At 56.3% G+C, this 24,377-nt stretch carries 20 protein-coding genes and 1 pseudogene; 9 read left to right on the top strand and 12 right to left on the bottom strand.

Annotated features, from left to right (window positions below; translation table 11 throughout):
- Positions 1 to 167 precede the first annotated feature (167 nt).
- From P0119_22385 to P0119_22375, 3 genes are all read right to left on the bottom strand, one after another.
- Positions 168 to 329, bottom strand: coding sequence for a hypothetical protein (locus tag P0119_22385; GenBank protein ID MDF0668808.1), 162 nt, complete (start codon positions 327 to 329; stop codon positions 168 to 170).
- Positions 330 to 480: 151 nt separating this feature from the next.
- Positions 481 to 1,833 carry a hypothetical protein gene (locus P0119_22380; protein ID MDF0668807.1) on the bottom strand — a complete coding sequence of 451 codons (1,353 nt, stop codon included), beginning with the start codon at positions 1,831 to 1,833 and terminating at the stop codon, positions 481 to 483.
- A 35-nt stretch (positions 1,834 to 1,868) separates the two neighbouring features.
- Positions 1,869 to 2,174: a hypothetical protein gene (locus tag P0119_22375; GenBank protein ID MDF0668806.1), complete on the bottom strand. Its 306-nt coding sequence runs from the start codon at positions 2,172 to 2,174 to the stop codon at positions 1,869 to 1,871.
- Positions 2,175 to 2,336: 162 nt separating this feature from the next.
- Between P0119_22375 and P0119_22370 the strand changes: the two genes are divergently transcribed.
- The 5 genes and pseudogenes from P0119_22370 (at position 2,337) to P0119_22350 (ending at position 6,635) form a co-directional block, all read left to right on the top strand.
- On the top strand, positions 2,337 to 2,630 hold the full coding sequence (locus tag P0119_22370) for a helix-turn-helix domain-containing protein (protein ID MDF0668805.1): 294 nt from the start codon (positions 2,337 to 2,339) through the stop codon (positions 2,628 to 2,630).
- Positions 2,631 to 3,025: 395 nt separating this feature from the next.
- On the top strand, positions 3,026 to 3,562 hold the full coding sequence (locus P0119_22365) for a hypothetical protein (GenBank protein ID MDF0668804.1): 537 nt from the start codon (positions 3,026 to 3,028) through the stop codon (positions 3,560 to 3,562).
- 207 nt (positions 3,563 to 3,769) lie between these two features.
- A pseudogene (locus P0119_22360) lies at positions 3,770 to 5,062 on the top strand (IS701 family transposase).
- A 249-nt stretch (positions 5,063 to 5,311) separates the two neighbouring features.
- Entirely contained in the window at positions 5,312 to 5,683 is a 372-nt protein-coding gene (locus tag P0119_22355; protein MDF0668803.1) for an IS1595 family transposase, read from the top strand.
- A gap of 217 nt (positions 5,684 to 5,900) precedes the next feature.
- A complete protein-coding gene (locus P0119_22350) occupies positions 5,901 to 6,635 on the top strand; it encodes a hypothetical protein (protein ID MDF0668802.1) in 735 nt (244 codons plus the stop codon).
- 14 nt (positions 6,636 to 6,649) lie between these two features.
- On the opposite strand, the gene P0119_22345 is transcribed toward P0119_22350, so the two are convergent.
- The 8 genes from P0119_22345 to P0119_22310 all read right to left on the bottom strand — a co-directional run bounded on the left by P0119_22345 (position 6,650) and on the right by P0119_22310 (position 16,652).
- Positions 6,650 to 8,767, bottom strand: coding sequence for a hypothetical protein (locus tag P0119_22345; protein MDF0668801.1), 2,118 nt, complete (start codon positions 8,765 to 8,767; stop codon positions 6,650 to 6,652).
- Complete coding sequence (locus tag P0119_22340) at positions 8,764 to 9,819, bottom strand: hypothetical protein (protein ID MDF0668800.1); 1,056 nt, start codon at positions 9,817 to 9,819, stop codon at positions 8,764 to 8,766. The genes P0119_22345 and P0119_22340 overlap by 4 nt, the downstream gene beginning before the upstream one ends.
- Positions 9,816 to 10,526, bottom strand: coding sequence for an enolase C-terminal domain-like protein (locus P0119_22335; GenBank protein MDF0668799.1), 711 nt, complete (start codon positions 10,524 to 10,526; stop codon positions 9,816 to 9,818). Before P0119_22335 ends, P0119_22340 begins: the two co-directional genes overlap by 4 nt.
- Before the next feature lie 439 nt (positions 10,527 to 10,965).
- Complete coding sequence (locus P0119_22330; protein ID MDF0668798.1) at positions 10,966 to 12,039, bottom strand: hypothetical protein; 1,074 nt, start codon at positions 12,037 to 12,039, stop codon at positions 10,966 to 10,968.
- Positions 12,040 to 12,044: 5 nt separating this feature from the next.
- Complete coding sequence (locus P0119_22325; protein ID MDF0668797.1) at positions 12,045 to 13,895, bottom strand: radical SAM protein; 1,851 nt, start codon at positions 13,893 to 13,895, stop codon at positions 12,045 to 12,047.
- A 5-nt stretch (positions 13,896 to 13,900) separates the two neighbouring features.
- On the bottom strand, positions 13,901 to 14,812 hold the full coding sequence (locus P0119_22320) for a radical SAM protein (protein MDF0668796.1): 912 nt from the start codon (positions 14,810 to 14,812) through the stop codon (positions 13,901 to 13,903).
- A 65-nt stretch (positions 14,813 to 14,877) separates the two neighbouring features.
- On the bottom strand, positions 14,878 to 15,681 hold the full coding sequence (locus P0119_22315) for a class I SAM-dependent methyltransferase (GenBank protein ID MDF0668795.1): 804 nt from the start codon (positions 15,679 to 15,681) through the stop codon (positions 14,878 to 14,880).
- 131 nt (positions 15,682 to 15,812) lie between these two features.
- Positions 15,813 to 16,652, bottom strand: a complete 840-nt coding sequence (locus tag P0119_22310) for a class I SAM-dependent methyltransferase (GenBank protein MDF0668794.1) — start codon at positions 16,650 to 16,652, stop codon at positions 15,813 to 15,815.
- Between the two features lie 193 nt (positions 16,653 to 16,845).
- Between P0119_22310 and P0119_22305 the strand changes: the two genes are divergently transcribed.
- Positions 16,846 to 18,678 (top strand): RiPP maturation radical SAM C-methyltransferase, encoded by a 1,833-nt coding sequence (locus tag P0119_22305; protein ID MDF0668793.1) that lies wholly within the window; start codon positions 16,846 to 16,848, stop codon positions 18,676 to 18,678.
- Between the two features lie 158 nt (positions 18,679 to 18,836).
- Here the strand turns inward: P0119_22305 and P0119_22300 are convergent, their stop codons facing one another.
- Positions 18,837 to 19,556, bottom strand: coding sequence for a hypothetical protein (locus P0119_22300; protein MDF0668792.1), 720 nt, complete (start codon positions 19,554 to 19,556; stop codon positions 18,837 to 18,839).
- Positions 19,557 to 19,691: 135 nt separating this feature from the next.
- On the opposite strand from P0119_22300, the gene P0119_22295 reads away from it, so the two are divergent.
- Genes P0119_22295 through P0119_22285 form a run of 3 tightly spaced genes read left to right on the top strand, consistent with a single transcriptional unit; the run spans position 19,692 to position 24,177 of the window.
- A complete protein-coding gene (locus tag P0119_22295; protein ID MDF0668791.1) occupies positions 19,692 to 21,332 on the top strand; it encodes an MBL fold metallo-hydrolase in 1,641 nt (546 codons plus the stop codon).
- Positions 21,329 to 22,699, top strand: coding sequence for an HEXXH motif-containing putative peptide modification protein (locus tag P0119_22290; GenBank protein MDF0668790.1), 1,371 nt, complete (start codon positions 21,329 to 21,331; stop codon positions 22,697 to 22,699). The genes P0119_22295 and P0119_22290 overlap by 4 nt, the downstream gene beginning before the upstream one ends.
- Positions 22,696 to 24,177 carry a radical SAM protein gene (locus P0119_22285; protein ID MDF0668789.1) on the top strand — a complete coding sequence of 494 codons (1,482 nt, stop codon included), beginning with the start codon at positions 22,696 to 22,698 and terminating at the stop codon, positions 24,175 to 24,177. The genes P0119_22290 and P0119_22285 overlap by 4 nt, the downstream gene beginning before the upstream one ends.
- Positions 24,178 to 24,377 lie beyond the last annotated feature (200 nt).

Below are 24,377 nucleotides of genomic sequence, written 5' to 3'. Positions count from 1 at the left end.
TGTCGCCGCCGTCCTGGTGATGAGCTCCTAGCGCTGTGTGGGGTGCAGAAGAGGATGGGACATGGCCGGTGATAGCGAAAAACACGGGGTTCCTTCACTCCCCGACGAGCCAAGCCCGCCTCCTCGGCCTTGATTCGGGCTTGTTCAGGTCAATGTCGGACAGGCTCCTAGTAGGATTCGTGCCACAGTACCTCCACCTCCGCTACCGTCAGCCCATGTGTCCGGGCCGCTTCTGCCACCGAGGTCTCTCCCTTCAAAATACTGACGACCAGCGTGACACGCCGTTTGGCTGTCCATCGTTCAATTGGGTCTGCTGCTTCTGATGCCATCGCCACCTCCTCGGTCCACGTCAGGACCTTGTCTTAGGGGTGGTCTCAATTTCAAGGGGAGCAGGATACTGTCATGGACCCCTCCTGTGGGGCCCATCTCAGCACAGGTGAGCTTCCACGCCAATGGTCTAGTTTTCGGGGGGAAGGTCATCTATTTGATTAATGCCGACAAGAACGGATTGGGAAGTTCGGATACGAAGTTAGACCGCTTGAGCGTTGTGGGTTCGAAGGTAGACATTGGCTGAATCTCTACGTGGACATCACCGCAGATGCCTTTTATCACAGAAACTGCTTCCCGAATGTTGCAACAATTCTCTTTTGCTAAGTAACGAAACTCTATTCTGTCATAGCCGCATTGTCTTACTTGATATTGGAGAAAACCACATTGAGCGAGCGCTTTTTCCATCACATGAGGGTTGTATAAAGTCCCTCCCTGCCTTTGAAAGTAGTACACTATGCGTCCGTGCTCAATTTCGAGTTCCGGTCCTCCAAATCCACAGTGACAGCTATTGGTAATAAAGCGACCAACATCTCCTGTGCGGTACCGTATTAACGGCATAGCTCTATTCACAAGGCTGGTAACCACTATTTCACCACTATCACCCAAGGCAACTTGACGACCGTCCCTTATTATTTCGACATATGTATGATCCCAAAGGACATGCATGCCTCGTGAATTGGAACATTCAAAAGCCACATTTCCGACTTCGGCAATGGCGTACAGGTTATAGACTTGGGCGTTGAATATCTTTTGTAACTGTCCTCGGACTTCATAACTCAAGGACTCGCCGCTAGTGATGATTAGATTTGGCGTAGGAGGCGCTTCTTGTAACTCATCATAGACCGTACTAAGCAACAATAAAGTGCTCGGTTTGGCATTCCATACTGCAGGCGTTGCGGTTTTCAGACCTTTGACGAGACTAACTTTATCTAGTAGAGGCATGTTGGGAAGGACCAACTTACGCTCTGCCTTTGGGATCCCTGGTGCAGCTAGATCATAAGAAACAGCCGTGGCATTAGGGAAGTCAGAGAGGAATTCGAGGTGCCATCTACCTCGTGATTTCGCTGCTAAATTAGCTCCTAGTTTTTCCATACGCAAGAAAAAAGATACCCATCCTAAATTCATGGCATCTCTATCGTAGGCAATAACAAGTGGTATTCCGGAGGTGCCCGAAGTTCGTCTGTGGAACAGATCCTTTTCGACTACATCGTCAGAGTAAAAATCTAATATGTTTTCTCTGAGTGCAGACTTTCCAAGAAAGGGCAGCTTCTCAAAATCTTTGGGAGTAAGTTGTCGAGAAGGTAGGCTACGACCATTCTTAAGTAGGCGCCGATAGAATGGTACATTTTGTGCCGCCGATCTTACATTCGCATCCACTCTGGGGGAGAAGGGGAGATTTGATTTCCTATCTAATACACAAAGGGCGGAGCAAGAATTATTTATTTGTTTCTTGATAAAGAGATAATCTCGCGACGTTGATGGCACACCAACTGGCTTAAGCACTTGCAGGCCACCTGCTGACAACTAGTTCGACATGCTTACGCAGCATCGTGCATAAGATAAGCGCTGTCAACTAGGGCTTTGGCTTTCTTATTTTGTCTAATGACAACCGCCAATGCGCTTTTCCAGGCTAAGCCAATAACCCGGCTTGCCTGCTTTTCGGTAACACCCGCAGTCTTTGCAAGCATGGGACGAAGCCCTGCTGCCTCGGATACGCATAGGGCAGGCCAGGCGCTGGCCAGTATTGTTCTGACTTGAACGGGTGTGATCCCAACATCTTTTCCTATAGAATCGATGAGGTCTTCCACTGATGCGAAAGCGGTAGGAGTTAACTCATTGGACATAACGCCCTCCTAATTTTGGGGTGAGAATACCGATAACAACGTAGGTGATGACAAAAACAAAGTCAAGAGGTTGACCGATAGTCTGTAGATAGCACATCATCTGTCCGGTTTTGGTGGCCCGTGAAGTGTCCGGTTTAGGGTGCGCCCTCAAGGAGGGCCACCATGACACGGGCAACCGTCCTACAGGAGGTGCGACAGATGCGATTTGAGGAGTTATATGCACGACGACAGGGGCGAGATCTGACGATGGCGGAGGCAGCGGGGATGCTCGGCGTGACGGAACGCACATTTCGTCGGTGGAGCGTCCGCTATGAGGCCGACGGGGCGAAGGGGTTAGCAGATCGGCGGCTGGGTCGAGCGTCGGCCCGTGCGGTCTCGGTCGACGAAGTCTTGCAGACATGCACCGGTTCGCCTCGCTGGCCGAGGCGCAAGCCATCGTCGACGCCTGGCAAGTGAACTATCTCCACCTCCCGTACAGCTCACTAGGGCACATGAGCCCAAATGCGTATGTCACATAATGCCAGGGAGAAGCGACTGCAGAAGAGGCCATCTGCTCTGGTTAAGAATTGTCTCGGAACGGGACCAACGTCAATTGTCCTTGAAGTAATTTAGTTATGATGGAAAAGCCGGGCGCTTGGTATTCCAGGGTAATAAGAACTATTTCGCTGTGGTTCAACAAGCGAGAATACCTACGCCAATATAGGAACGATTTGTCTGGCACGGCGACCTGGCTCATCGGTAGTGAGATTTATTATGGAGGCCTTCAGAGAGACATTCCTCGAAAGCGGATCAGCCCCCATGATCCTCGAGCTAACGTACGACCTCTCCCCAGAATGGTGGGGGGCGATCGCATGTATTATCAAGCATATGCTGAAAAATACGCGGAACATTTGCTGCCCATTGTGAAATCCAATAAGCCCGTTACGTTGATCGAAATCGGAATCCTTAATGGAACAGGTCTTGCGATGTGGTCAGAATTATTTAGGGGAGGCCGCGTGATCGGTCTCGACATTGATCTCGGGCACATCTATAGCAATATGGAGAACCTGCTCCTTCGCGGCGCATTCCCAGGCCAGCTGCCGGAGCTCTACGAGCTTGATCAATTTGAAGACAATACGGAATTGATAGATCATATACTACAAGACGACAAGGTTGATATTGTGATCGACGATGGGTGCCACTACACCGAAGCTGTTCTCCGCACTATGCGGACGATGACTCCATACTTAGCTCGGAACTTTCTCTATTTTATAGAGGATAACAGTGATGTTTACAGACACGTGGCCGCAACATACCCGGACTTTATCGTAGAGTATGCGGACAGGCTCACGATTGTCTACCGGGATTGTCAGACGACAAGACGGTATCGGGCAAGGGATTTCAAATAGAGCCATTTTCACTCTCATTTTTCCGCTCTTGTATCCAGTCCGTGGAATACGATATCGGCGGGGTTCGGATTGAATCTCACGCCTACGATAGAGGTCAAGCTCGATATGCCGACAAACTTCTTGGATGCTGCCAAAGCACAACTAGTCTTACTGTGTCAATAAAAACAATGTATTGTATGAGCTTCTTCGTCCTGCTTCGGAGGAGCAATGAGAGCAAGTCAGCGATTTGGGCAATACATGGAGCATTTGGCTGAGGGACTCGGGCATAGGGATCGGCATGCGGGGCTGAAGGGCTACTGCACTGGACTGATGTTGCCGCTGGCGCGCAAGAGCGTAGAACCGATGGCGGCACGGGTCGATCCGCTGCACGCCAGTGCGCGGCATCAGTCGCTGCATCACTTCGTGGCCAAGGCCGAGTGGTCGGATGAAGAACTGCTGCGACGGGTCAGTCAATGGGTCGTGCCCAAGATGGATCGGTCTGGCGGCGGCTTCTGGATCATTGACGACACGGGTTTTCCGAAGAAGGGAACGCACTCGGTGGGGGTCGCGCGACAGTACTGCGGCGTACTGGGCAAGCAGGACAACTGCCAAGTCGCAGTCAGTGTCTCGTTGGCAACGGAGCAGGCCAGCGTGCCGGTGGCGTACCAACTGTATCTGCCCAAGGAGTGGGCGGAAGATCCGGTACGGCGCAAGAAAGCCGGCGTCCCCGACGAGGTGAAATTTGCCACCAAGCCCGAGATTGCCCTGCAACGGTTGGAGGCGTTGCTGGTGGAGGGCGCCCCAAAGTGTTGCGTACTGGCCGATGCCGGCTATGGCGTCAATCAATCGTTTCGGCAGCGCCTGACCGAACTTGGTTTGCCCTATGTCGTTGGGATTACGTCGGCCGTCGTGGTCTGGCCCCCGGGCCTTGACCCGTTGCCGCCGAAGCGTTATTCCGGGAGGGGTCGCCCTCCCGTGATGCCGCGCCGGACGAACCAGCGTCAGCCGGTCTCCGTCAAGGACGTGGCGCATGGGCTTCCGGCGAGTGCGTTCCAGAAGATCAGTTGGCGCGAGGGAACGAACGAACCCCTCAGTGGGCGCTTTGCCGCAGTGCGGGTGCGTCAGGCCGGCAGCAACATCGGCAAAGCGCGTCTGCACCCGGCGCAATGGCTGCTGATCGAGTGGCCAGCGAACGATGTTGAGCCACTCAAATACTATCTGTCCACCCTCCCCGAAGACACTGCGCTCACTGAACTGGTCACCCAGGCTCATACGCGTTGGCGCATTGAACGCGACTACCAGGAGCTGAAACAGGAACTGGGGCTCGGCCATTACGAAGGACGCGGCTGGCGTGGCTTCCACCATCACGCGACGCTGAGCATAGCGGCGTATGGATTTCTGGTGGCTGAACGCATCGCCGCTGGCAAAGCCGCCGGCACCAAAAAAAACTTCGCCGCACGCCAAATGCCTGCCCTTCCCGCTGATTACCTCCCTCGCGGCAGCCCAGCGCGCGCAGCGCCATGTGCCACACTCGATCGCCACGATTCGTTACCAGCTCAGTGTTCAGTTGATCACACGCCTCGGCCAATGTCCGTGCTGCGGCAGGCAAAACGTAAGACGCCACCTTCCATGTGGCCGAACTGGAAGCGATGGAAAGCAAGCTCTCCGGCGAGATTGAACTGGATGAAGCCTCTTTCGGTGGGCGATGCAAGGGCACGCGCGGGCGAGGCGCTGCCGGGAAAAGCGTGGTGTTTGGCTTGTTAGAGCGTAATGGGGCGGGTATACACCAAGGTCATGGAGAACTTCTCTGCCGAGATGCTCATGACCCATATCCGCACCAACACCCGCAAGGGATCAGTCTATTACACCGATGCGTTTAAGGGCTATCAGTCACTCAAACGTTACGGCAAGCACCATACCGTCAACCACACCAAGAGCCTCATTGATAGACGCACGAAGAACCATATCAATGGAATCGAAGGCTTCTGGTCATTCGGCAAGCCTATTCTCTATAACTACAGAGGCGTTTCCCAATATCACTTCCCGATGTATCTGAAGGAAATTGAGTACCGCTTTAATCACCGCAGGGACAACCTGTTCAAACTGTTCCTGCAAACATTCTTTGGTTACGTTTCGCCCTAATTACCATTTATTAACCAACTCGGGAAATATGATTTCTCGGAAGAGCGTATACAAGGCATCGTGGGCATTAAGCCCTGGAAAATGAGCACAAAAGCTGGCCACAAAACGGAAGGACAAAATTTGGCATTTCAGCTACCATGTCAATGTGTCAAGGAAAATGATACGTTAGTTTTTATCCGTTTGTTAGATTAGATCCAACATGAATGATCTCCACCGCATGAGTGAAGATGTAGCACATCACGTCGAGTGGGGGATCCGACGCACCAAGATCCATACTGAACCCTTTCCCCATGCGATCATCGATTCGGCATTGCCGCCTATGATTTTTGACCATCTTCTTAAAGCTCTGCCTGCTCCCACGTCATTCACTTCCCTAGACAGGATCGGTTTCGGTAGTGTCACCAAATACAGCCGACGCGGCGCGCAGCGTTTGTCGGAGCTTACCGATTCGGGACCCGTCTGGATGGCGATAGAACTAGGCCTTTCGGACCCAGCGGTCGAGTCGGCGCTGCGGGCAACATTCATGCCTTTTGTCGATGCTGGACAAATGGCGCGGCTCCGGCGACCGCTCCGCAGGGAACTATGGATCGACTGCGACTTAGCAAGGTCGTCTCTTTCGCCGCACACCGACGCGCCATCATTGTTCGTTAAGTGCATTGTATTTTTAGCGGCTGCTCAACAGGACACCAGCATTGAGACCTTACTGTTCGAGCCTCTCGACCCCGCCCGACGCACAGACTCCCTGCCAGGTGATGGCGATTACACAGATTCTACTTATGTGCATGAAGACTGGAACAATCATCGAATTCATACGCGCGTTGCGTTCCGTGCGAACCGCATGCTGACCTTTCTTCGATCTCCTCAGTCGCTGCATGGCCTGGGGTCGGTCGCCGCCGCCGCCGCACCACGCTACGTGCTCTCGCTGCATCTCAAGTACGCTTGCGGCTCATAAGCACGGCATTCGGACTATACTACGACATCGAACTGGGCAGGTTTCCATGGTGCGGCAGACAGAAGCGGGCAGTTGAATTGTGGCACACTCCCCGCGTGGCTGGGATCATGGACATCCGCGATTTGACACTCAACGGCGTCGACAAGACGTCCGGGAGCCAAACCCCCACCCACCAGGGCCGCAGCCAATGACAACCGGTCCTGGGAATTCGCTTTAAGAGTCTCCCAAGGCGTAGAGCCAAAGCGTTCGACAAAACCATAGATCGGAAACGAGGAACCAAAGGTGTCCCACATAGCTGTCGCGATGAAACGGGATGCGCACCAGGACACGCCGATCGCCGTCGAATCCGCGGGAGGAACTGTTACCACATACGGCCCATCCCCTGCCATATTCTCAGATGAATAAGAAGACTCAGTTCCGTAGTCGGACACCGACCTCGGCTCCACAATAGCCACCACGCGAATAGCCAAGCCAATTTCCACCCCCGCTACCATTACTGCAACCGCCTCGGTCACGCAGATGTCGCCGACGGCGACGATGGTTGCGCGGGGCACATTCCCGTCGCTGACGCGAAGTTCGACGGCGGAGGAGCCACCCGGGTCCGGAAGGTCGAGAAGTGCCTGCTTGGATACAACCAGCAGACCAATGGTGTTGCGGGCACGAAACAGCTCGTGGGTACGCCTTATCGCTGATGTTGCGCCTATCGGACAGACCAATCGCGCCCGTGGCCTTACCAAGAAAGTAGCTGCAAGGTCGGTATTCTGATGACTCGGAGTGTTGGCCCACCCGAGGCTCGTCTGCAGCACGATTAGTGGGGGATGATCACGTTGCCTGTCTGAATCGCACAGCTTGGCATACTGGGCGAGCATACTTGATGTAAGCGGTGCGAAAGCTTCGTAGGTGGCGAATACGGCTTCGCGGGAGGCCTCAACAGCTCCCCACGTCCAAGCCAGACATGTCACTTCTGACAGCACTTCAATCAAGCGGCCCGAAGCGAGGCAGGTATGAAGGCGGTTGGAGTCGGCTTCGTCAGGACAAAAGACAAGTGTGTCCCGGTGCGCGAGCAGTTTGTCAACTAAACCGATGGGTGATTGCCACGATTTGTTCGCGGCGCCATGGGGGAGCAGCCAGGATGATTCGGACGAAGACGACCGATTGGCCTCAAGCGAAAAGGTGACTCGTTTTACGAGCTGTCGAGCGGTAGATACATTCTGGTTGCCCTCGCTCAGGATATTTTTGCCACCGAACTCTTCGAACCACCGCATCAGATCACGCTCGACCAAGCCCGGATCAATGCGGGGAGGCCGATGAGCCCGATGTCCACGGAACGGAACGTCACCGATTGATGGTGGCGCTGGCCAACCTTTCTCCGTTTCGGAAATCCAGACCACTTTATCGTTCGACAGGCATCGCCGGAGTGCCAAGTCGGCAGCGTCCGACGCCTCCTGCGGGTCCTCACCCGATCGAATGACCTCGTAATCAAGTCCGGTGAGGAAGCGCTCCAGACGAGTCCCGTCCCAGACCGACGGACCGCCCATTCTTGCGCCATTCGCGTTGATCACGGGTAACCAGGCCCGGCGGCCTGCACCGCACCCTAAAAGCACATCGCCGTGAACAAACGCTGCCAGTGCAGATGGCGTCTCACACTCGCCATCACCGACGATGCAGACGGTGAGCCGGTGATCCGAAAATGCAGAAAGTCCCTGTGTCACTGCCAGCGCTGCGCCCAATTCCCCGCCCTGATAGGGCGCGCCGTGGGGTGGCGGGAGTTCCGATGGATCGCCACCCGGCTGTCCGTAGCGATCCGCCGCAGCCGAGAAATGTTGCGCTGTCCAACCTTCCGCTAAGGCCTGATGAGCGAAGAGATAGCTGCTAGCATGGCCGGTACCAACTACCAAAAGGAATGGCTCCTCATACAGCCAGTGAGACGATAAATGTCCGACAATCCAACCAATGCCGGGATTGCAACCCCAATGACCTACCAGGTGGCGTTTCTGCGAGCCACCGTGTGGCGGCCAAAACAGCTGGAAGACGTGTGCCGCCGCAAGCATTGAGGTTACGCGCCAGAACGCGACTGCGGCCTCTCGCCGTAGGAGCCGTTCCTGCTCACCTATAGTGTCGCGATTCGTCATTGGTCAGCATCTCGTCCTGACAGGAGAGCGACAATGGAATCAATCCGAGCACGCCGAGTTTGCTGGTCGTGCGCCTCGTGGACGAACGAAACAAGGTGTCTCCGATCACGTACGGAAAGATGATCGAGCGAAAGGTTTGCGGAAGTCAGTGCCGCGGCCAGATCTGGGGGTGGCCTGCGCTTTCGCCGGTCTTTGGCCGCGACGAGCCACGCGAGAAGCGGTGGCCCGCCACCGTCGCGCCCCGCATAGACGGGCGGCCCGATGCGTCGCCTGAGAATCCAGGCCCGGAGCGGGGGGTCCATCGCAGTTACGGCCAGAACCGGATACCGTGTTACGTGTTCGACCATTCGGGTAAGATGCGGCACCTCGATGACCTGGAGGTCAGCCCACTCAAAAGGACGGCCAGCCACGATACCGATGCAGTCCTCCGGCGCCGAGCCGGCCTGCTCCATACCATCAGCCAGAACTTCGAGCCGTCCCAACGTATCGGCGATACAAAGCGCGAGCAGACCGGCGCGACGTGGCACTTCGGCGTCCACAACGGACTCGTTTCCCACCACGAGACAATAGTTTGGATCAATGTTTCGACTGCAGATCAGATGATGCCAAAACTCTGGATCGCGCTTTGTCCAGCCGACCGCGCTAGAGCTAACAACCTCCTCGATGCTCCGCGACAGTTGGGACGGTAGATCCTGAACCCAGCCAGCAGCATTGGTCGCAGCAACGATCCGCCATCCGAGCCGACGCGCAACCTCCAGGGTATGCACTGCACTTGGATGAACAATCGCTTCACCCTCCGGAAGGCGCAGAGCTTCGAGCACCGCAGCATGGTAACGGGGAATCAGGTCAAATGCGGCTGCGATGGCAGCGGCTGCCTCCTCACGAGTATGAGCTGTGAGTACAGCACGGCCAACATCGACACGCTGTACTACGTCTGTAGGATCGTTCAAGAGCGGCTCCACCACGGACCATGCCCGGGCAGTCGCGCCAGGTCGAGACCGCGTTAAAAGCGTGCCGCCGATGTCTACCACCAGCGTCGGCGTCCCTATCACAGAACTGCTCCCATTCGAAGGTTCGGATTCAACGGCCCTGCCCAGCCGGGCGCATCGGGCGCTACCAAACGCCGTCCCTCGACGGGCATTACCGGAGAGGCCAGATGTGCCTGACGTCTAGGTTCCAGCAGCATGTGATACTCAACGCATTCGACCGCATCGCCTGCGGCAGCGGCATGCAGAGCCGGCAGCAAACTACCACCGTGCGGCATGCACCTGACTCCGATCTCCGAGGCCCGTTCTACGAGTAAACGAAAAGATTGGAAGCCGCCACAGAAAACCGCGTCGGGCTGCCAGATCTCGACACCCGCAGCCTCAAGGATGGCCGTCTCCGCCCGGCTATAGCAATGCTCGCCAGCTGCATGTGGCGCTGGACGCCGCCAGCCGATGGCTTGATGCATTTCTTCAGGCGGAAAGGGTTCCTCAATCCAAGCAAGTCGGAATGAAAGGTCTTCACACAACCTGGCTATGGCGTCACTGTTCCACAGCCCCCCGAAATCTAGGCAGAGCGCACCGTCTCCTCCCGCCGCCTCAGCTAACTTGTTCATCACATCGACCGAATGCGTCGGCCGCCACTTCTGCACAGCCCAACGGAAAGCGACCTCGCTAGCGACGGCGGCTGAGGCATTGTCGTGTGGGTCGATTCCGAAACATGTAGCGTAGCTGTCGACGTTGCTGCGATCAACGCCACCGACTATGGACCACACGGGGGCTTCCTGCCGCCATCCTAACAAATCCCAACACGCCAGCTCCATGCAACTTACGGCAATTCCGAGGAGTCCGTTCGACGTATGGCGCATCGCTCGCCGAAGGCGCCGTGCCCAATCGCCTGTTGTAAGCCATTCCCTGGTGGCCGCAGCTGCGAAAAGTGGCTCCACCAATGGCGCGACATTATCGGGTACTGGCCCCCACCATCCCCACAATCGGCCGTCAGAAGCGCCTACCAACCATCCTTCGACAGAATCCGTTCGTGCACGACCAGAAGCTTCCAATACATGAAGCTCTGGGGGTGGGGCTGGGACCGTGTAACGCTGCACCACAATAGCATGCAACGGATAGGCTTCCGACATCATAGCTTCTTTCGCCAGAGCAAGCCGTGGAGATTCAGATGCGGTAGGGCAGATGCCAAGACCATCTCAGCACCGTTCAGATACGCGGGCCATGGATCGGTTGGCCGGCAAAATCCGTGTACCATAGGGGACGGTAGTTTTCCCATGAAACGGGTCGCAGACCCCGCTCGGCGAAAGTTGGCTCGATGGCTTCCCGTAGCGCGACGTAAAAGGCGATCGTTGCAGTATCGGCAGGCCGGACTACGCGCATATATTCATTATGTGCCTGATATATCTGGATACGGGGAAAGGTCGTCACGTGGCTAGCGAGCTGCTTGAGACCCTCGATTGCATCAGCCAACGGATCGATCCCGGCTACATAGGTAAAGTCGCCTACAACTCCACCTTCCTTACAGAAATCAAGCGTCCGGCAGGCATCGTCCAGCGTCAAGGACGCTTTCGACTCCTTGAGCAGCATGCTGCGCCGCGTGAAGCATTCGAGCGTCAGGGTCAAGTGGAACGGGCCTGCACCATCAGCCAGCTGCTCAATATGGCTGCGGTCACGCACGACTGACGAGAGCAGGTGTAACCGTCCGTCGAAGCCTTGCCGTTTCGCCGCCTCGCGTAAGTCAGTCATGTGGCGAACTGCGGCATCAGGATGCTGGAAGCAGCCCGAGCAGACCGTTATGACTTCAACGCCGGAAAGGTCCTCCCATCCATTATCCGCACGTACCCAAGTGAGCACGCCCGCCAATCCGTCAACACCATTGATCATCGCATCCGCGGCGTCCTCGATAACATTAGGACAGAAGACGCAACCTGTGCACGCCGAACGCGCATGCGTATTTAAAGTAATCGATCGTCCCCCGCCTCGAAGATACGTCAAAACGACATCGTCATTCTCCAATGTCACAAGATCGGCAACAGTTTCGCCGGCCAGCGAGAGCCCTTTCTCATCTAGAAAAAATGGTGACTCCCCGGATGCGAGTGGCAAAATGATTTGCCACGCGTCCATTGAGCCGCTTGGCCGCAACTGCGTGCGCACGCGCGGAAGATCGAAAGTCGACGATGCCCCATTAGCGTTTACGGCGATGAACAGAAGATCGATCCAGGGCATAGCGTGCTCGCTGGCGATCCGGTGAATGTCGTCGAGGGTCGTTGCATCCTTCATCGATGTTACTCGAACAGATTGACGACCGTGTCGGTTTCATTCAGGGAAGACAGCAACAGCGTACCCACATCGACCACCCCATTGTCTCCACCGCCGGCATCACCCGGCAGTTTGGCCTTGTATCGGAATAGAGCCCGATCGATCTGGGAGACTAGTCTCCGGAAGATTTCGTGGGCATTCCTTTGTTCGACAGTGCGGTTAAAAAGCGTCGCCGCCGCGAAGCTGCAAGGGCGGGGAGCCTCATGGCGCAGCTTCGTAGCGAGCAACCGGATGGCGGTGACAAACCGGTCGTATTCGATCCCGGCGACTGCCAGGATAACCTCATCGCCGCCGAATGTACCGCACAGGGAAAACGGCACGTCCTCCAATGCCTGATGAGCCCAGCTCCTCGTGATACGGCCAACCTCCTGCATACAATGATTGCCCGCCAGATGGCCGAAAAGAAACTCATCCTCGGCGTTCTTGCGGGTTACGTACTCTTTCAGTCCGTCGACATCGCCGACGGAGATATGCAAACCAAACGGGGCAATGTCGGGCAAATTTGCAACAAGATAGCGTTCAAAGGACGGATATGCCACGAGCCCGGTCAACGGGTCACACAGCAGGAGACCTGAGGGCTCGAGCTCTTGCGGAACTGCACCAGAGAAGAAACCGATGCGGGGAGTTGGCAAGACCTTCTTTAGCGCTTCCGCCGTGAGCGGCCGGCAGGCGGGAGGCATTTCCAAATCGTTCGTGAACTGACCATCGAAGGCCGGGAACTCCTGCCCGCAAACGCGGGCACAGACCTTCTGGCGTCCCTCTGCCAAGGATGGCTTGTCCCAGCTTTCCTGGATCGCACAGAAAAGCGGGCCCTCGATCACGGCCGCTATCCCCTTGGTCCGCGCGTCGAGCGCCTCGAAACCACCGGTGGCGAGAACGAGATCGTACATCGCCGTATCGATGCCATTGCCCATACCGTATAGAACCGGAGTCGTCGCTTGAACATAGGTCCAGCAACAGGGAAACACCTGCCCGCTAGCGCTCACGAAGACGCTGCGGCTTTCCTGGACCCGACACCGAATAGCTGTCCTGTCAAACAGCAGCTCTAGCCCGCGTTGCGGCTCTGGGTGCGAAATGTATCGCAACAGAGTGTCGTTCATGAGTTTGGGATCTCTTGGTGGACGAAGCGTACCCACCTGTCGGCCGGTCGCGTCGAAAATTGGAAATTTCTCAAGATCGACTCGCCCTTCGAGTTCGGGCACGTATTCGTATGCCGACTTTAAGAAGCGCGACGACCTTTTTAAACAGAATTCCTCGAATCCCAATTGTTGGCTCAACATACGCGCCTGTTTAACTTCATGCTCATTGTGGAGAAACACGAGGAAATCCCAGCGTGCGCGCCCTCCGGCTTCGATGAATGCCCGTGCCCGTTCAATCACGGACTCAAAGCAGACGCCGCGACGGTAGACGGACAGAGTGTCCTCTAGGCCATCGATCGCGAAGACTACAACTCCGGACGGGCCGATCGCCTCCGCCAACTCTCGCCACCACGCGAGGGGCCGCACACCTCCGTTCGTGAACACCGTGACCTTGCGATCGGATGCACGGGGGCGTAGATGCCGGATGATGCCCAGCAATTCAGAGGCGACGATCGGATCCCCATACGCGCCGCAAAGATCAACTGAACGGACGTGCGCCAGAAACTCGGCCGGCAAGATTAAGCGGACATTTTCTTCACTCAATTCCAATTGCTTCAACTCCGGAGCAGTACGACCGTACAAATTCCGCGCACACATCGGGCATGCCGCATTACAGCGAGTCGTTGGCTCAAGATGAACATGGTCAATCTCGGAAGCGAAGTATAGATGTCGGCCCATTGTGATTAACTCCGAACAGGTAATTGGCGCCGATACTCTTCGCCCGGCGCCCATCGAAGGGACTTGATTCCGCCTATACAGGTGCAGGCGGGGCGGTCGCATTGTACAGGTTTGTCGGGCAACTCCAGATTCTCGTCGTATATCGAACCAATCACGCCTCCAACGGTGCAGACCCCACGAAAGACCTGGTCCCAGCGCACGAACACGGAATCGAGACCGACGCTGCAAGTCCAATCGCGCCAATGATTCTCGTTTCGTAGCAGAAGTTCAGTCGGCGTACGAATCGCCATCTGACCTTCAGGCCCAAAACATTTAAGATTGCCCTTGAGCACACTTGTCACGCAGGTCCTCTCAGCATCAATCGTCGCCTGGTTCAAGGCCAACAATACCTCCTGCTGGGCGGGCGAGTAATCACCAAGCCTGCACCAGTTATCCTGAACCGGCTTATAGTGGATGACTACGCCCGATGCCTGCGAATCTAGCCGGTGGGCAAATGCGATGCAGTCGTCGAAGACGCTTGGCATCATCATCAGATTAACCTGAATCGGGATACGCCGCACACCGTCGCAGACCACATCGAGGAAATGGTCAGGGTTGGCCTGACCAGGATGGAATGATAAGACTGCATGATCCAGCCAGCCCCAAGCATTGTTCCACCAGGCGCGCGGCCGGCCTCCATTGCTCAAAATTGCCACGCGGGCACCAAGCTCTCTGGCGTAATATGCGAGCGACTGGAGATGAGGGTATAGCGTAGGTTCTCCGCCTGTGAATAGGATAGTGATGGCATGTGCCGGCCGCGCCGACACCAGGTTACGGCAGGCACGCCGCGCCTGCTCCCAAGATGGAAACCGGACACGACCGTCATGAAGACGCTCAGGGCAGTATGCACATTGGTAATCGCATATACTCGAAAGCATCCATTCAATTACAACCCGGCCGAAATCTGTGGTATCGGCATACTCTACACGTGTCCACTGCTGTGTCAGACGGCATCTCCTTGTTTCGGATAGGCGAGGATGCAATAAAACGTCAGCGTCTCGGAATAATGGCCACTCGCATCAAATTTTAGAAGCGCCTCGCGCATCGCATTCTCGAATGCGGTGCGATCGCCACCAATGACAACAGCCGAGGCGAACGATGTCGAAGCCAGATAGCCGATAAAAGATTCCAGCGTCCAAACGTATGGCATCTGGAACTCCAAACGCTTGAGCGCCATCCCCTCTCGTACGAGGACGACTTCGTGGCGTTCAAGAGGCGCCTGGAATCTGCCCTTGCCAGCCCGGCGGTTACCGAACCAATCAATCAACACCCGGCGGGCGACTTCCTGCCACGCTGCCGTACCCGTCCAGATACTATTGCTTCCGAGGATCGCCATTGGCTGACCAGGGGCCAGCCATTGTCGGCAGCGGCGTGTGATGAGTTCCCGGTCCATCCAATGGAACGCCGCTCCGATCGTCACGAGATGCACGGACATGGGAGGCAGATTCAGATCCTCAGCCCGGCCGAGCACGAAAGTGATGTTATTATGGCCACGAGCTTTTTCTCGGGCAAAATTGAGCATCTCGGCTTCGGGATCGACCGCAGTAACAGCATGGAAACAAGATGCAAGGGGTACGGCGAGTTCTCCCGTGCCGCATCCAAGATCAAGGAGATGTGCACATTTCGCATCGCCGACATCGCAACAAAGCTGTTCCAAAAGCACTGGAGGATATGGTACGCGGAAATCATGGTAGTACTGGGCAGTACTCCGAAATAACTGCAGGTCATTTTTTTCCGCAACATCCATCAGGCTAAGTCTTAGAGAGGAACTCGAAAACAACTGTCTGCGGCGGTCCTTCATCATCGCGTGTGGAGCGCGTCTTCCGACAGTCAGTTGATCAGTTTGGCACCGTTGGCGACCATGAGCTCGATTAGCTACTAGTCAGCTCTTCTCGCCAACAAATAGTAGAACATCATCGTTTCCTCGTACATGCCACTCGAATCGATTCCAAGTAGGCGACGCCGCAGCGCATTTTCCAACGTTGGTCCGGCCGCCAGGATCGCCGAGCGTTTGGACGTTGAGAGTAAATAGCCCCAGAACGAGTTCAAGCTCCAGATATGTGGAACCGCGAATTCGTGCTCCGAAACATCATAGCCTGCTTCGACAAGGATCTCGCGATGTGTCATCTTCGGAACGGACGCCGCCGCCGGCTCAACTTCTTTCCCGGGGGAGGGCGGCGGTGCAATAAAGTCATCGAGTATCTCGATCGCAGCGGCCTGCCATGCTTCCTTGCCGGTCCATAAGCTGTTCGATCCAACCACGGCGAGCGAGCCGCCGGACCGCAGCCATTCGCGGGCGCGGGCCGCAACCAGTCGACGGTCCAATCGGTGGAATGCAGCACCGATCGTTACCATTTCGACCGAGCTGGGGAGGAAGTTAGCATCCTCGGCACGTCCTGTAACCCACGTAATGTTTCCGATCTCAGCCGCCACCGCGCGCGCGACTTCAATCATGTTAGGCTCTTGATCGATCGCGACCACGGATGCAAAATGCTGGCTTAACGGTAAGGCCAACTGCCCGGTGCCGCAGGCTAGATCGACCAGCAAGCCCGACTGTGCTGCGCTGCTACGCTCGATCAAGTCCTCTAGTAGATTTTGAGGGTAAGGCACCCGGAATTCAGCGTAATCTCGGGCCGCACCTTTGAAGAGATCGGTCGGCAGATTGGGGATAACAGGCCATGTCGGCTCTTTGTCCTGCCTGGTGCGTCGATTGCCCAAGTGTCACATTCTCCTGCAGGTCCGAGATTGCCACTAGGCCATAAGGAACATAGTGCCCTTACTCTTGCGCGATATCGTGGTCATAAATATAATAAAAGATGCCTACAAATCAAGGTTCATACAGGAGCAGTCGATACTCATAGTGCACACACTTCGTTCCGAGCCTAATGGCCATACCGCAGCATCGACATCAATGACCCTGGTGCTCGTTCAGGCACCGTGGGCTACCACGACTCGGCCCAATCTGGCGCTCGGTATTTTAGAAGCGATTGCTACCCGCAAAGGGTTCCATGTTGAGCCCATATACGCCAATCTGAGTCTAGCCGCAACCATCGGCGTCAAGGTAGCGGAGACCTTTGCAGATACTCGAGCACTGTTTGGACTGTCCGAACACCTTTTTGCAGTCGACATATTTGGCTCGAAGGCGTTAGGAAGTGATGAGTTCCTGCGGGCCAGCGAAGACGCGGGCATTGTGCCCCCGATCCTTGGCAATGGTCGCCTCACGCAACTTCGGGACGTCGAATTGCCGGACTTTCTGACTTCCGTAGTCGCGCGCATCGCTGCCCTCCGGCCGCGGATCGTGGGTTTTTCGGCGACTTTCAATCAAGTTATGGCGAGCCTAGCCATAGCCAACCGACTTAAACAGCACGACCGGGAGATCCTGACCCTATTCGGAGGCGCGTGTTTCGAAGCGGACATGGGGGTTGCCTACCATCGCGCCTTACCCGACGTGATCAACCATGTCTTCACAGGTGAGGCCGAGGAGCCGTTCGAGGAGATGCTCGACCGCCTCATAAACAGCAGCTCCTGTGCTGGCTTGCCTGGCGTGACTTACACCGCAGAGGGTGTCATCAGGCACACACCGGGCCGGCCGCTTATGGATATGAACCGAAGTCCATCACCACAGTTCGACGGCTATTTCAGCGAGCGGGAACGGTTCCAGCAGGAGAGAGGCGTCGAGTTGGACTTGGACGCGCTTCCATTCGAGTCGTCTCGGGGATGCTGGTGGGGTCAGCAAGCCCACTGTGTGTTCTGCGGTCTGAACCCGGATGTATTACAGTTTCGCAGCAAATCCGCAGAACGTGTGGTCGAAGAAATTCTCTCGCTTCGAGCGCGTTACGGGGTGCGACGCCTCCTAGCGACCGACTGGATAATTTCACGGGAACACCGGCGGGAGGTAGTCGCACGTCTTGCTGCTCTCGACCTAGATACCGAGATCTTCTACGAGACTCGTCCTGATCTCACCCGTGACGAACTCGCCGCAATGGCCCAAGCTGGCATCAAGCGGATCCAGCCGGGAATCGAGGCAATTTCAACTCCCCTGTTGTCTCACATGAAAAAATTCGGTTCTGCCCTGCGCAATATTCAGTTTCTGAGATGGTGCGCCGAATTGGGTATCGCGCCAACGTACAACTTTCTGGCCGGCTTCCCAGGAGAGAAGGAAGAATGGTATCTCGATTCGGCACGAATTGTGCCCGCTATCGTACACCTGCCACCACCTACTCAGAATGTTTTCCTGGTGGAGCTGCACCGCTTCAGTCCGTTGTTTCGACAGCGCGACGAATACGCTATTACAGGCGTGCGTGCGCGTGTCGATTACCGCTTTCTGTTTCCGCGGAAGATCGTCGCACCGGAAGACTTCGCGTACTTTTTCGAATTCGATGGCGTTGATCGTGCAGACGTGGCCCGCTACACGCATGAGTTCCGCAAGGCTGTCGCCGGTTGGCTGGACGCCAGTCGCTCTGCGCTGCCGGCGCGTTGTGAACTGCGCGAAAGGGACGGGAGGATTATGGTGGAAGACACGCGAGGTGGACGGAACGAGCGCTCAGAGTGGATCGGTGTCCATCGCGAATTACTTCTGGCATGCAATTCGATTAGGAGTCGCGGAGAAGTGATTCGCAAAGTTCGAGAAGGCTTCGAAGAATCAATGACACAGCGAGCACTAGCTGATCTCCTTTTTCAACAGCTGGTGATGGCGGAGGATCGGCGTATCCTCGCCCTTCCCACATGGGTTGGATCGGCCTAAACTCCCTGACGGTCGGCATCCCGAAGTGATCTTGCCCCCATTTTTCATTGAACGCTGATCTGAATGAATGGTAGAGCAGGTTCACACACAAGAAGCTACTGTCCAGAGTTTGGGGATACAAAGCAAGAGTCGGGTGTGAGGGTTCGGTCTACTACAAGTTATGTGCGTTGTCTTAGGTGCGTCAAGATCGCCAGTGCCTCGTTCAGCTCTTCTATGGCGCATTTCCACGAATTGTCTGCGTGCCTGGCCAGAGCCTGCGCTGTCAGAAGCGCTTCATCCATTACAGACGAGGCATTGTCGCGGAACTCGGCCCAGTCGATTTCCTCGTCGCTAACAGCGGGCGAGCCCTCAGTGATTCTTCGCTGGATCCGGCTCAGGGCGCTGCGGGCCCCTGCGGCGCGTACGCCTGCTGCATCGGTCCACCACTCCGATTTGGAACGCTGGCTATCGGCGACCGCGGCAAGACGTTGCGCAAACCGTTGAAATTTAGGAGACTCAAGGGCCGCGCAAATGGTCACGCGAATCTCGGCGGCGCGTAACTCCGACTCGGCCAACTCGGAAAGGCGCGCATCGAGGGCGTTGAAACTGCGCTTAACGGACCATCTCATCTGACTGATTGCATTCTCCGCTTCCAGCGTTCGTTCATAACTGGCGGCCACGTTATCGACGGTAGTCAATGCCTCACGCACTGCTCCGAGTGCGACGCGAGTGGAACGCACGGCAGCCAAGCGCTCCCAGGTTTTCGGGTCAACGCCGTCCTCTGCAAACGCACCAATGGGCAAATCCTGACCAGTCAATAAGGCCCGAGTAGCCTTTTGAGCGCGACGAACGATCAGTTCGGCCAGCTTTGAGTGACCTCCCTCACGTCGAACCGTCATTGCGTCTGCCCCTTAATCTTCCAAGCCGCCTTGAGAGTCCGGTGAATATACCAGATATATCAGGGCCACTAGGCAGGAAAAAAAATTATAGCTATAATCCTGCACGAATGGAACCCATGAGAAGAGGATTAATCTGTGCTCGTTCATCATTTAGGTCACTCTTTCCTCGCGATCGAGGTAGATGGCAACATCCTGCTGGTCGACCCTATCCTTACTCACGGATCATTACGGCTTCGGCAGCCTTTTGTGGCGCGATGGGCCTGGCCTGAGCTGATGGATCGAATATGCGGCGTGGTTGTCAGTCATTCGCATGGCGATCATCTGCATCCACCCTCCCTGCTTGGTTTGGATCCTGCAACTACCGTTTTTGCGTTCGGGGAGGAGTCTTGCCAGCAAGTCACCACACTAGGTTTTCGAGAAGTCGTCGATCTAAATGTGCAACGGGAGATTAGTCCTGTCTCCGGCCTCGATGTGAAAGCGATTCCAGCCATAGATTCAGCAGACGGCGTTCACCAGTGCATCCTGCTCTTCAAGTTCGACGGGCACATAGTTTTGGACGCCGTTGATGTTCGTGACACCAATGAACTGAGGAGTTCTCTCGACGGCCTGCGTGGACATATTGATGTTGCGTTTCTCCCCGCGGGCACATCTGTGCAATGGGAGGGAGGATGGAATCAGATGGACGCCGATGCAGCTGTGGCCTTCGCCGCATGGCTCGCACCTAAGAGGGTTGCATTGGCGGGTGGCGCCATTTCCATGGATGGGCAACCTATGCTGGGCTTTCCTGAACGCTATCCGGCATCTCTGCACAGCGTGATCAAAGCCATAGCGGAGACCCTTGGCTCTGAAAGAATCATTGTGGAGCCCACACCCTTCTCCGTCGACGTCAGCAAGTTCGAGAGCCCTCGCATCTGCGCCTTCCGGCCGAAGCATTTCACCGCAGCTTCGTCACCTAGTCGCCCGCAGGCGCTTGCGACTACCTTTTTCAGCGGTCATGATCCCCGGATTCCGCTTGAAAGCCTTGCCCAAACCAACGTGGCAGCATGGAACGCCGCTTGGGGAGAGGCCCGTGAAACAGTTCGCGCCCTGGGCCCACAGCTGGCACTTTTGAATCGCCGGTGCCCTGAAGCGAACTGCACACCTGCCCAAGCACTGGCAAGCCGTACCATTACCTGCTTGGCACGCGGCGGTGACGACGGGGCTATCGCGAGCATCCTCTCCCTACTGCCTCAGGGAGACGACCCAAACTCACTAGATGTCTCCTTCTTTGCGCCGGCCGAAGCGGCAATCCGTAGCCACCCAAGTGAGAAGATCGCCGAAGCCCTGTTGGCGTTGGAGGTGGATCGTGCTCTATCCCTGCTTCGTCGAGAAGAACACGTCATGCGCCGCCGCGCGGCCCCGTCCCAGGCGCAAGCGGATTTGCGGCGCGAGCACCTGGATCGACTGGCTCAGGAGATGCCGGCTCGCCGTCCCCGGCTGCGGTCCAATCATGTGCTACTCGGACGCGACAGCGCACACCTTGTTGCAACGGACCACAAACAGGATACATTGGCTGCCGTCTTGATTGCGGCCTCGCCCAGTGGCATTCGGAGTATAGGACTCGACGCGACAGAACTGCTGATACTTGATCTTCTAGATGGCCGAACCGGGTCCGACGTAAGTTCAGCACTTTCTGAGGCGACAGGACTCCCGGAAGATGTCACAATGTCCGCGGTGACCACTTTCGTATTGCGTGTGGAAGCGACGATGCCAGCAGCAATCGGATGGGTGTCATGACCTCGCTATGCGCCCCCCTCTCTCCGCCTCCTCTGTCTGAGAAAGCAAGGGAGCAGCTCACCCAGGACCTACAGAAATATCGTCGGCGCCTCGCATCCCGTCAATTGGCTTCGATCGCTGCTTCGCCGGAGACCGCTGGGTCGGAACCACTCGTAACACAATACCTCATGGACGTGGCGAGGGAGTTCATGGACTCGGCTGCAAACTCACGACCTACGTGCCTGGAGCATTGGGGCGAATTGTTCTCGATCCTCCGTATACGTTCCACCGCGCCAACTGGCGAGCACCGGCGAGCGGCGCGGCGAAACCTGGCTGCAGGCCTTTTGTTTCTAGCCGCCGATCGGGAGGAGCGCTTCACAGTCGAAACGGAGCTGGACGCCTTCGGCCGCATGCTGGATACACGCAGTGGTGCCTGGATCCGCCCTCCTTTCGCTCCGGATGCTCCGCTCGGCGCCACTGCCAAAGATGGGGTTATCACACTACGCGAGATCGACCGGCCAGCTGCGGATGGGATCGTGCTAGAGCAATGCGATAAGATGGCACAGAAGGTGCCGCGTCTCGGTGCGACACAAATTCTATTGTTTGACGACCCCGCCGCATTGGGGATTCCGGTTAGCGCGGCGGTAAAGTCACCCACGGAATTCCAGTCATTTGTCGACAGCGTGAAACAGGCAATGGACGTCCTTTCCTCCTTGGCACCGCTGTGGCGCGATTGGATCGCATCGCTGGTTCCGGCGCTGGTATACATGGGCGCGCCCCCGCCCAAGAGCGACAGCCGGTCGGAATCATACGGCGCCGGCTTTCCGATTTGTCTCTCGCATGTTCGTGACCCGATGAGGCATGCAGAGGATCTGGTGCATGAGTGCCAGCATCACCGTTTCCATCTTTGGGCGCAGGACGTGGCGTGGGATTCTCTTGGCCTCCACACTTGCGAGTTCGTCTCACCTTATCGAGGCGATCCGCGTCCGCTCTCCGGACTCCATTTAGGGCTACATGCATTCACCGCCGTGAACGCGTTCAGGCTTGACGCGATCGACACCGGCCTGATAGGAAAAATTCAATTCGGGGCGCTATTACGGACGCATTGCGCCAACCTGTTCGCATGGTCTACGCTGATGGACTTCGAGACGGCCGGTGGCGAGGTGGCGCGTTACCTCAACGAAGTGGCTGCCGAGTTGGTCCGCCATCATGCGGCCATCCGGACCCTGATGCCCGACATGGCGTTCCGAGAGATACAGCAGCACTTTTCCGAACATATCGAGCAAGTGTCCCAACAGTGCGGCGGTGCGCGAAACAACGCACCCGTCTATACCAATTGGGACGCGATAGTCGAGGCTGCCAAAAGGCGTACTCGGAGTAACATATGAAGATCGAAGGACGTCGGTACCGGGACGAGTGGCTCCCCAACTTTTTCCCTGGACGTATTGTGAGCGATGCGGTGGTTCGAGTGTCACGCACCGGACGGTTCATTCTGCTGACCCCTGACGAGGACCGGCAGCTCTCAGAAATATATATGGACGATGACTTGTACACCAGGTTGGAGAGAACAGGGCATATCGTTACGATGGAAAACGCGCAACGCGTGTTGTCAAACCTGACGACTTGGTTCGACGGGACATTCGCCGGACCCACTCTGCATATCGTCGTGACCACCCGACGTTGCAATCTCACCTGCACCTATTGCCATATGTTGCCGCAACCGATCAAAACCGAACAAACCCTCACTGACATGTCCTCCGAGATCGCAGACCAAGTCGTTGATTTCATCCTCGACACCCCCAACCCCGTCAACAAGATCGAGTTCCAGGGAGGCGAACCCTTCCTCAACTTCGACTGCATGAAGCACGTCGTGGAAACCGCGCGTGCGCAAAACGCTGGGGTTGGCAAGAAACTCGATTTTACGGTCGTCACCAACCTCATGATGGCAACCGACGATCAGCTCTCGTGGTGCCGGGACGAAGGCGTAAGGATTTCCTACTCTCTCAACGGACCCCGCGATATGCACGATCATTACCGCAAAACGTTGGGTGGACACGGCTCGCATGATCGGGTCATCCGTCGGCTCCACGAGGTTAGGGAACGCTTTCCTGGTCTGCTCAGTGCCTCTCCATTGTGCGTCGTGGACGCGGACAACGCGCCTCAACTGCGAGATTTAATCGATTACTTCATAGATCTTGGCTACAACAGTGTCGCCCTTCTTAAACTACGTCCGTTGGGGAACGCGCAGTCTGGCAGCTTGCACCTCAACATGGACGCATTCCTCCACTATTACCTCGATGCTCTCGACTATCTCATGGAACGCTCGACACGTGACGGCGTCGCTTATAGCGAACGTATGGTGCGCGTGGTGGTTAGCAAGCTGCTCGGCGATAGCGACGTCGGCTATGTTGACTGGCGCAATCCTTGTGGAGATTTTAGCGGGGCTATCACCTACGATTATGATGGTGCCGTCTTGCCGTCCGACGAGGCTCGGTCGCTTCGCCCTCACTTCGTTCTGGGAAATGTTCGAGAACATCGATACGGCGACCTCATTCGACGGCCAGAGACGTTCGCAACTATGAATATGTCGCTGCGCGATCGGCATCCGGTATGCCGCGAGTGCGCGTATAACCCGTACTGCGGCGTCGCTCCTATTCTTGAGTTTGCCCGTCACGGTTCTCTGGAGCCGGTTCCATACGAGAGCGAAGAGTGCCGTTTTACACTTGCCATACTCGATTGGACTTTCCGCAACTTCCAGCGCGATCCGGTGGGATTGATTCAGATGCTTCCCGATCTCGGACCGTACGTGCATGCACTCCTGTGCGGCGCGGCCTCGACTAGCCCGGAGAAGAACACAGCATCATGATTTCCCGGGTACCGGCCACAACCATCTTCGACTATCCAGCCAAAGTGCAGATTCAGACGATCAATCTGTGCAATTTTAAATGCTCAATGTGCCCTTATCCAGTGGTTTCACAGGGTCGCAAGCGTGCCATGATCGATCGAAACATCCTATCGCGGCTGATCGAAGAAACGCGCAAGGAGGCTCGGAAGATCGACGTCTGC

The organism is Nitrospira sp. (assembly GCA_029194665.1).
GTDB lineage: Bacteria > Nitrospirota > Nitrospiria > Nitrospirales > Nitrospiraceae > Nitrospira_D.
The sequence above is the reverse complement of the archived record's forward strand: the minus strand, read 5'-3'. Positions and strand labels throughout refer to the sequence as shown.

Bases quoted from the DNA above. Each gene is read 5' to 3' on its own strand.
- P0119_22355 (MDF0668803.1), top strand. From the start codon at position 5,312: ATGGGGCGGGTATACACCAAGGTCATGGAGAACTTCTCTGCCGAGATG.
- P0119_22345 (MDF0668801.1), bottom strand. From the start codon at position 8,767: ATGACGAATCGCGACACTATAGGTGAGCAGGAACGGCTCCTACGGCGA.
- P0119_22325 (MDF0668797.1), bottom strand. From the start codon at position 13,895: ATGGGCCGACATCTATACTTCGCTTCCGAGATTGACCATGTTCATCTT.
- P0119_22330 (MDF0668798.1), bottom strand. From the start codon at position 12,039: ATGAAGGATGCAACGACCCTCGACGACATTCACCGGATCGCCAGCGAG.
- P0119_22315 (MDF0668795.1), bottom strand. From the start codon at position 15,681: ATGGATGTTGCGGAAAAAAATGACCTGCAGTTATTTCGGAGTACTGCC.
- P0119_22290 (MDF0668790.1), top strand. From the start codon at position 21,329: ATGACCTCGCTATGCGCCCCCCTCTCTCCGCCTCCTCTGTCTGAGAAA.
- P0119_22285 (MDF0668789.1), top strand. From the start codon at position 22,696: ATGAAGATCGAAGGACGTCGGTACCGGGACGAGTGGCTCCCCAACTTT.
- P0119_22385 (MDF0668808.1), bottom strand. From the start codon at position 329: ATGGCATCAGAAGCAGCAGACCCAATTGAACGATGGACAGCCAAACGG.
- P0119_22370 (MDF0668805.1), top strand. From the start codon at position 2,337: ATGACACGGGCAACCGTCCTACAGGAGGTGCGACAGATGCGATTTGAG.
- P0119_22350 (MDF0668802.1), top strand. From the start codon at position 5,901: ATGAGTGAAGATGTAGCACATCACGTCGAGTGGGGGATCCGACGCACC.
- P0119_22305 (MDF0668793.1), top strand. From the start codon at position 16,846: ATGACCCTGGTGCTCGTTCAGGCACCGTGGGCTACCACGACTCGGCCC.
- P0119_22320 (MDF0668796.1), bottom strand. From the start codon at position 14,812: ATGCTTTCGAGTATATGCGATTACCAATGTGCATACTGCCCTGAGCGT.
- P0119_22300 (MDF0668792.1), bottom strand. From the start codon at position 19,556: ATGACGGTTCGACGTGAGGGAGGTCACTCAAAGCTGGCCGAACTGATC.
- P0119_22375 (MDF0668806.1), bottom strand. From the start codon at position 2,174: ATGTCCAATGAGTTAACTCCTACCGCTTTCGCATCAGTGGAAGACCTC.
- P0119_22365 (MDF0668804.1), top strand. From the start codon at position 3,026: ATGTATTATCAAGCATATGCTGAAAAATACGCGGAACATTTGCTGCCC.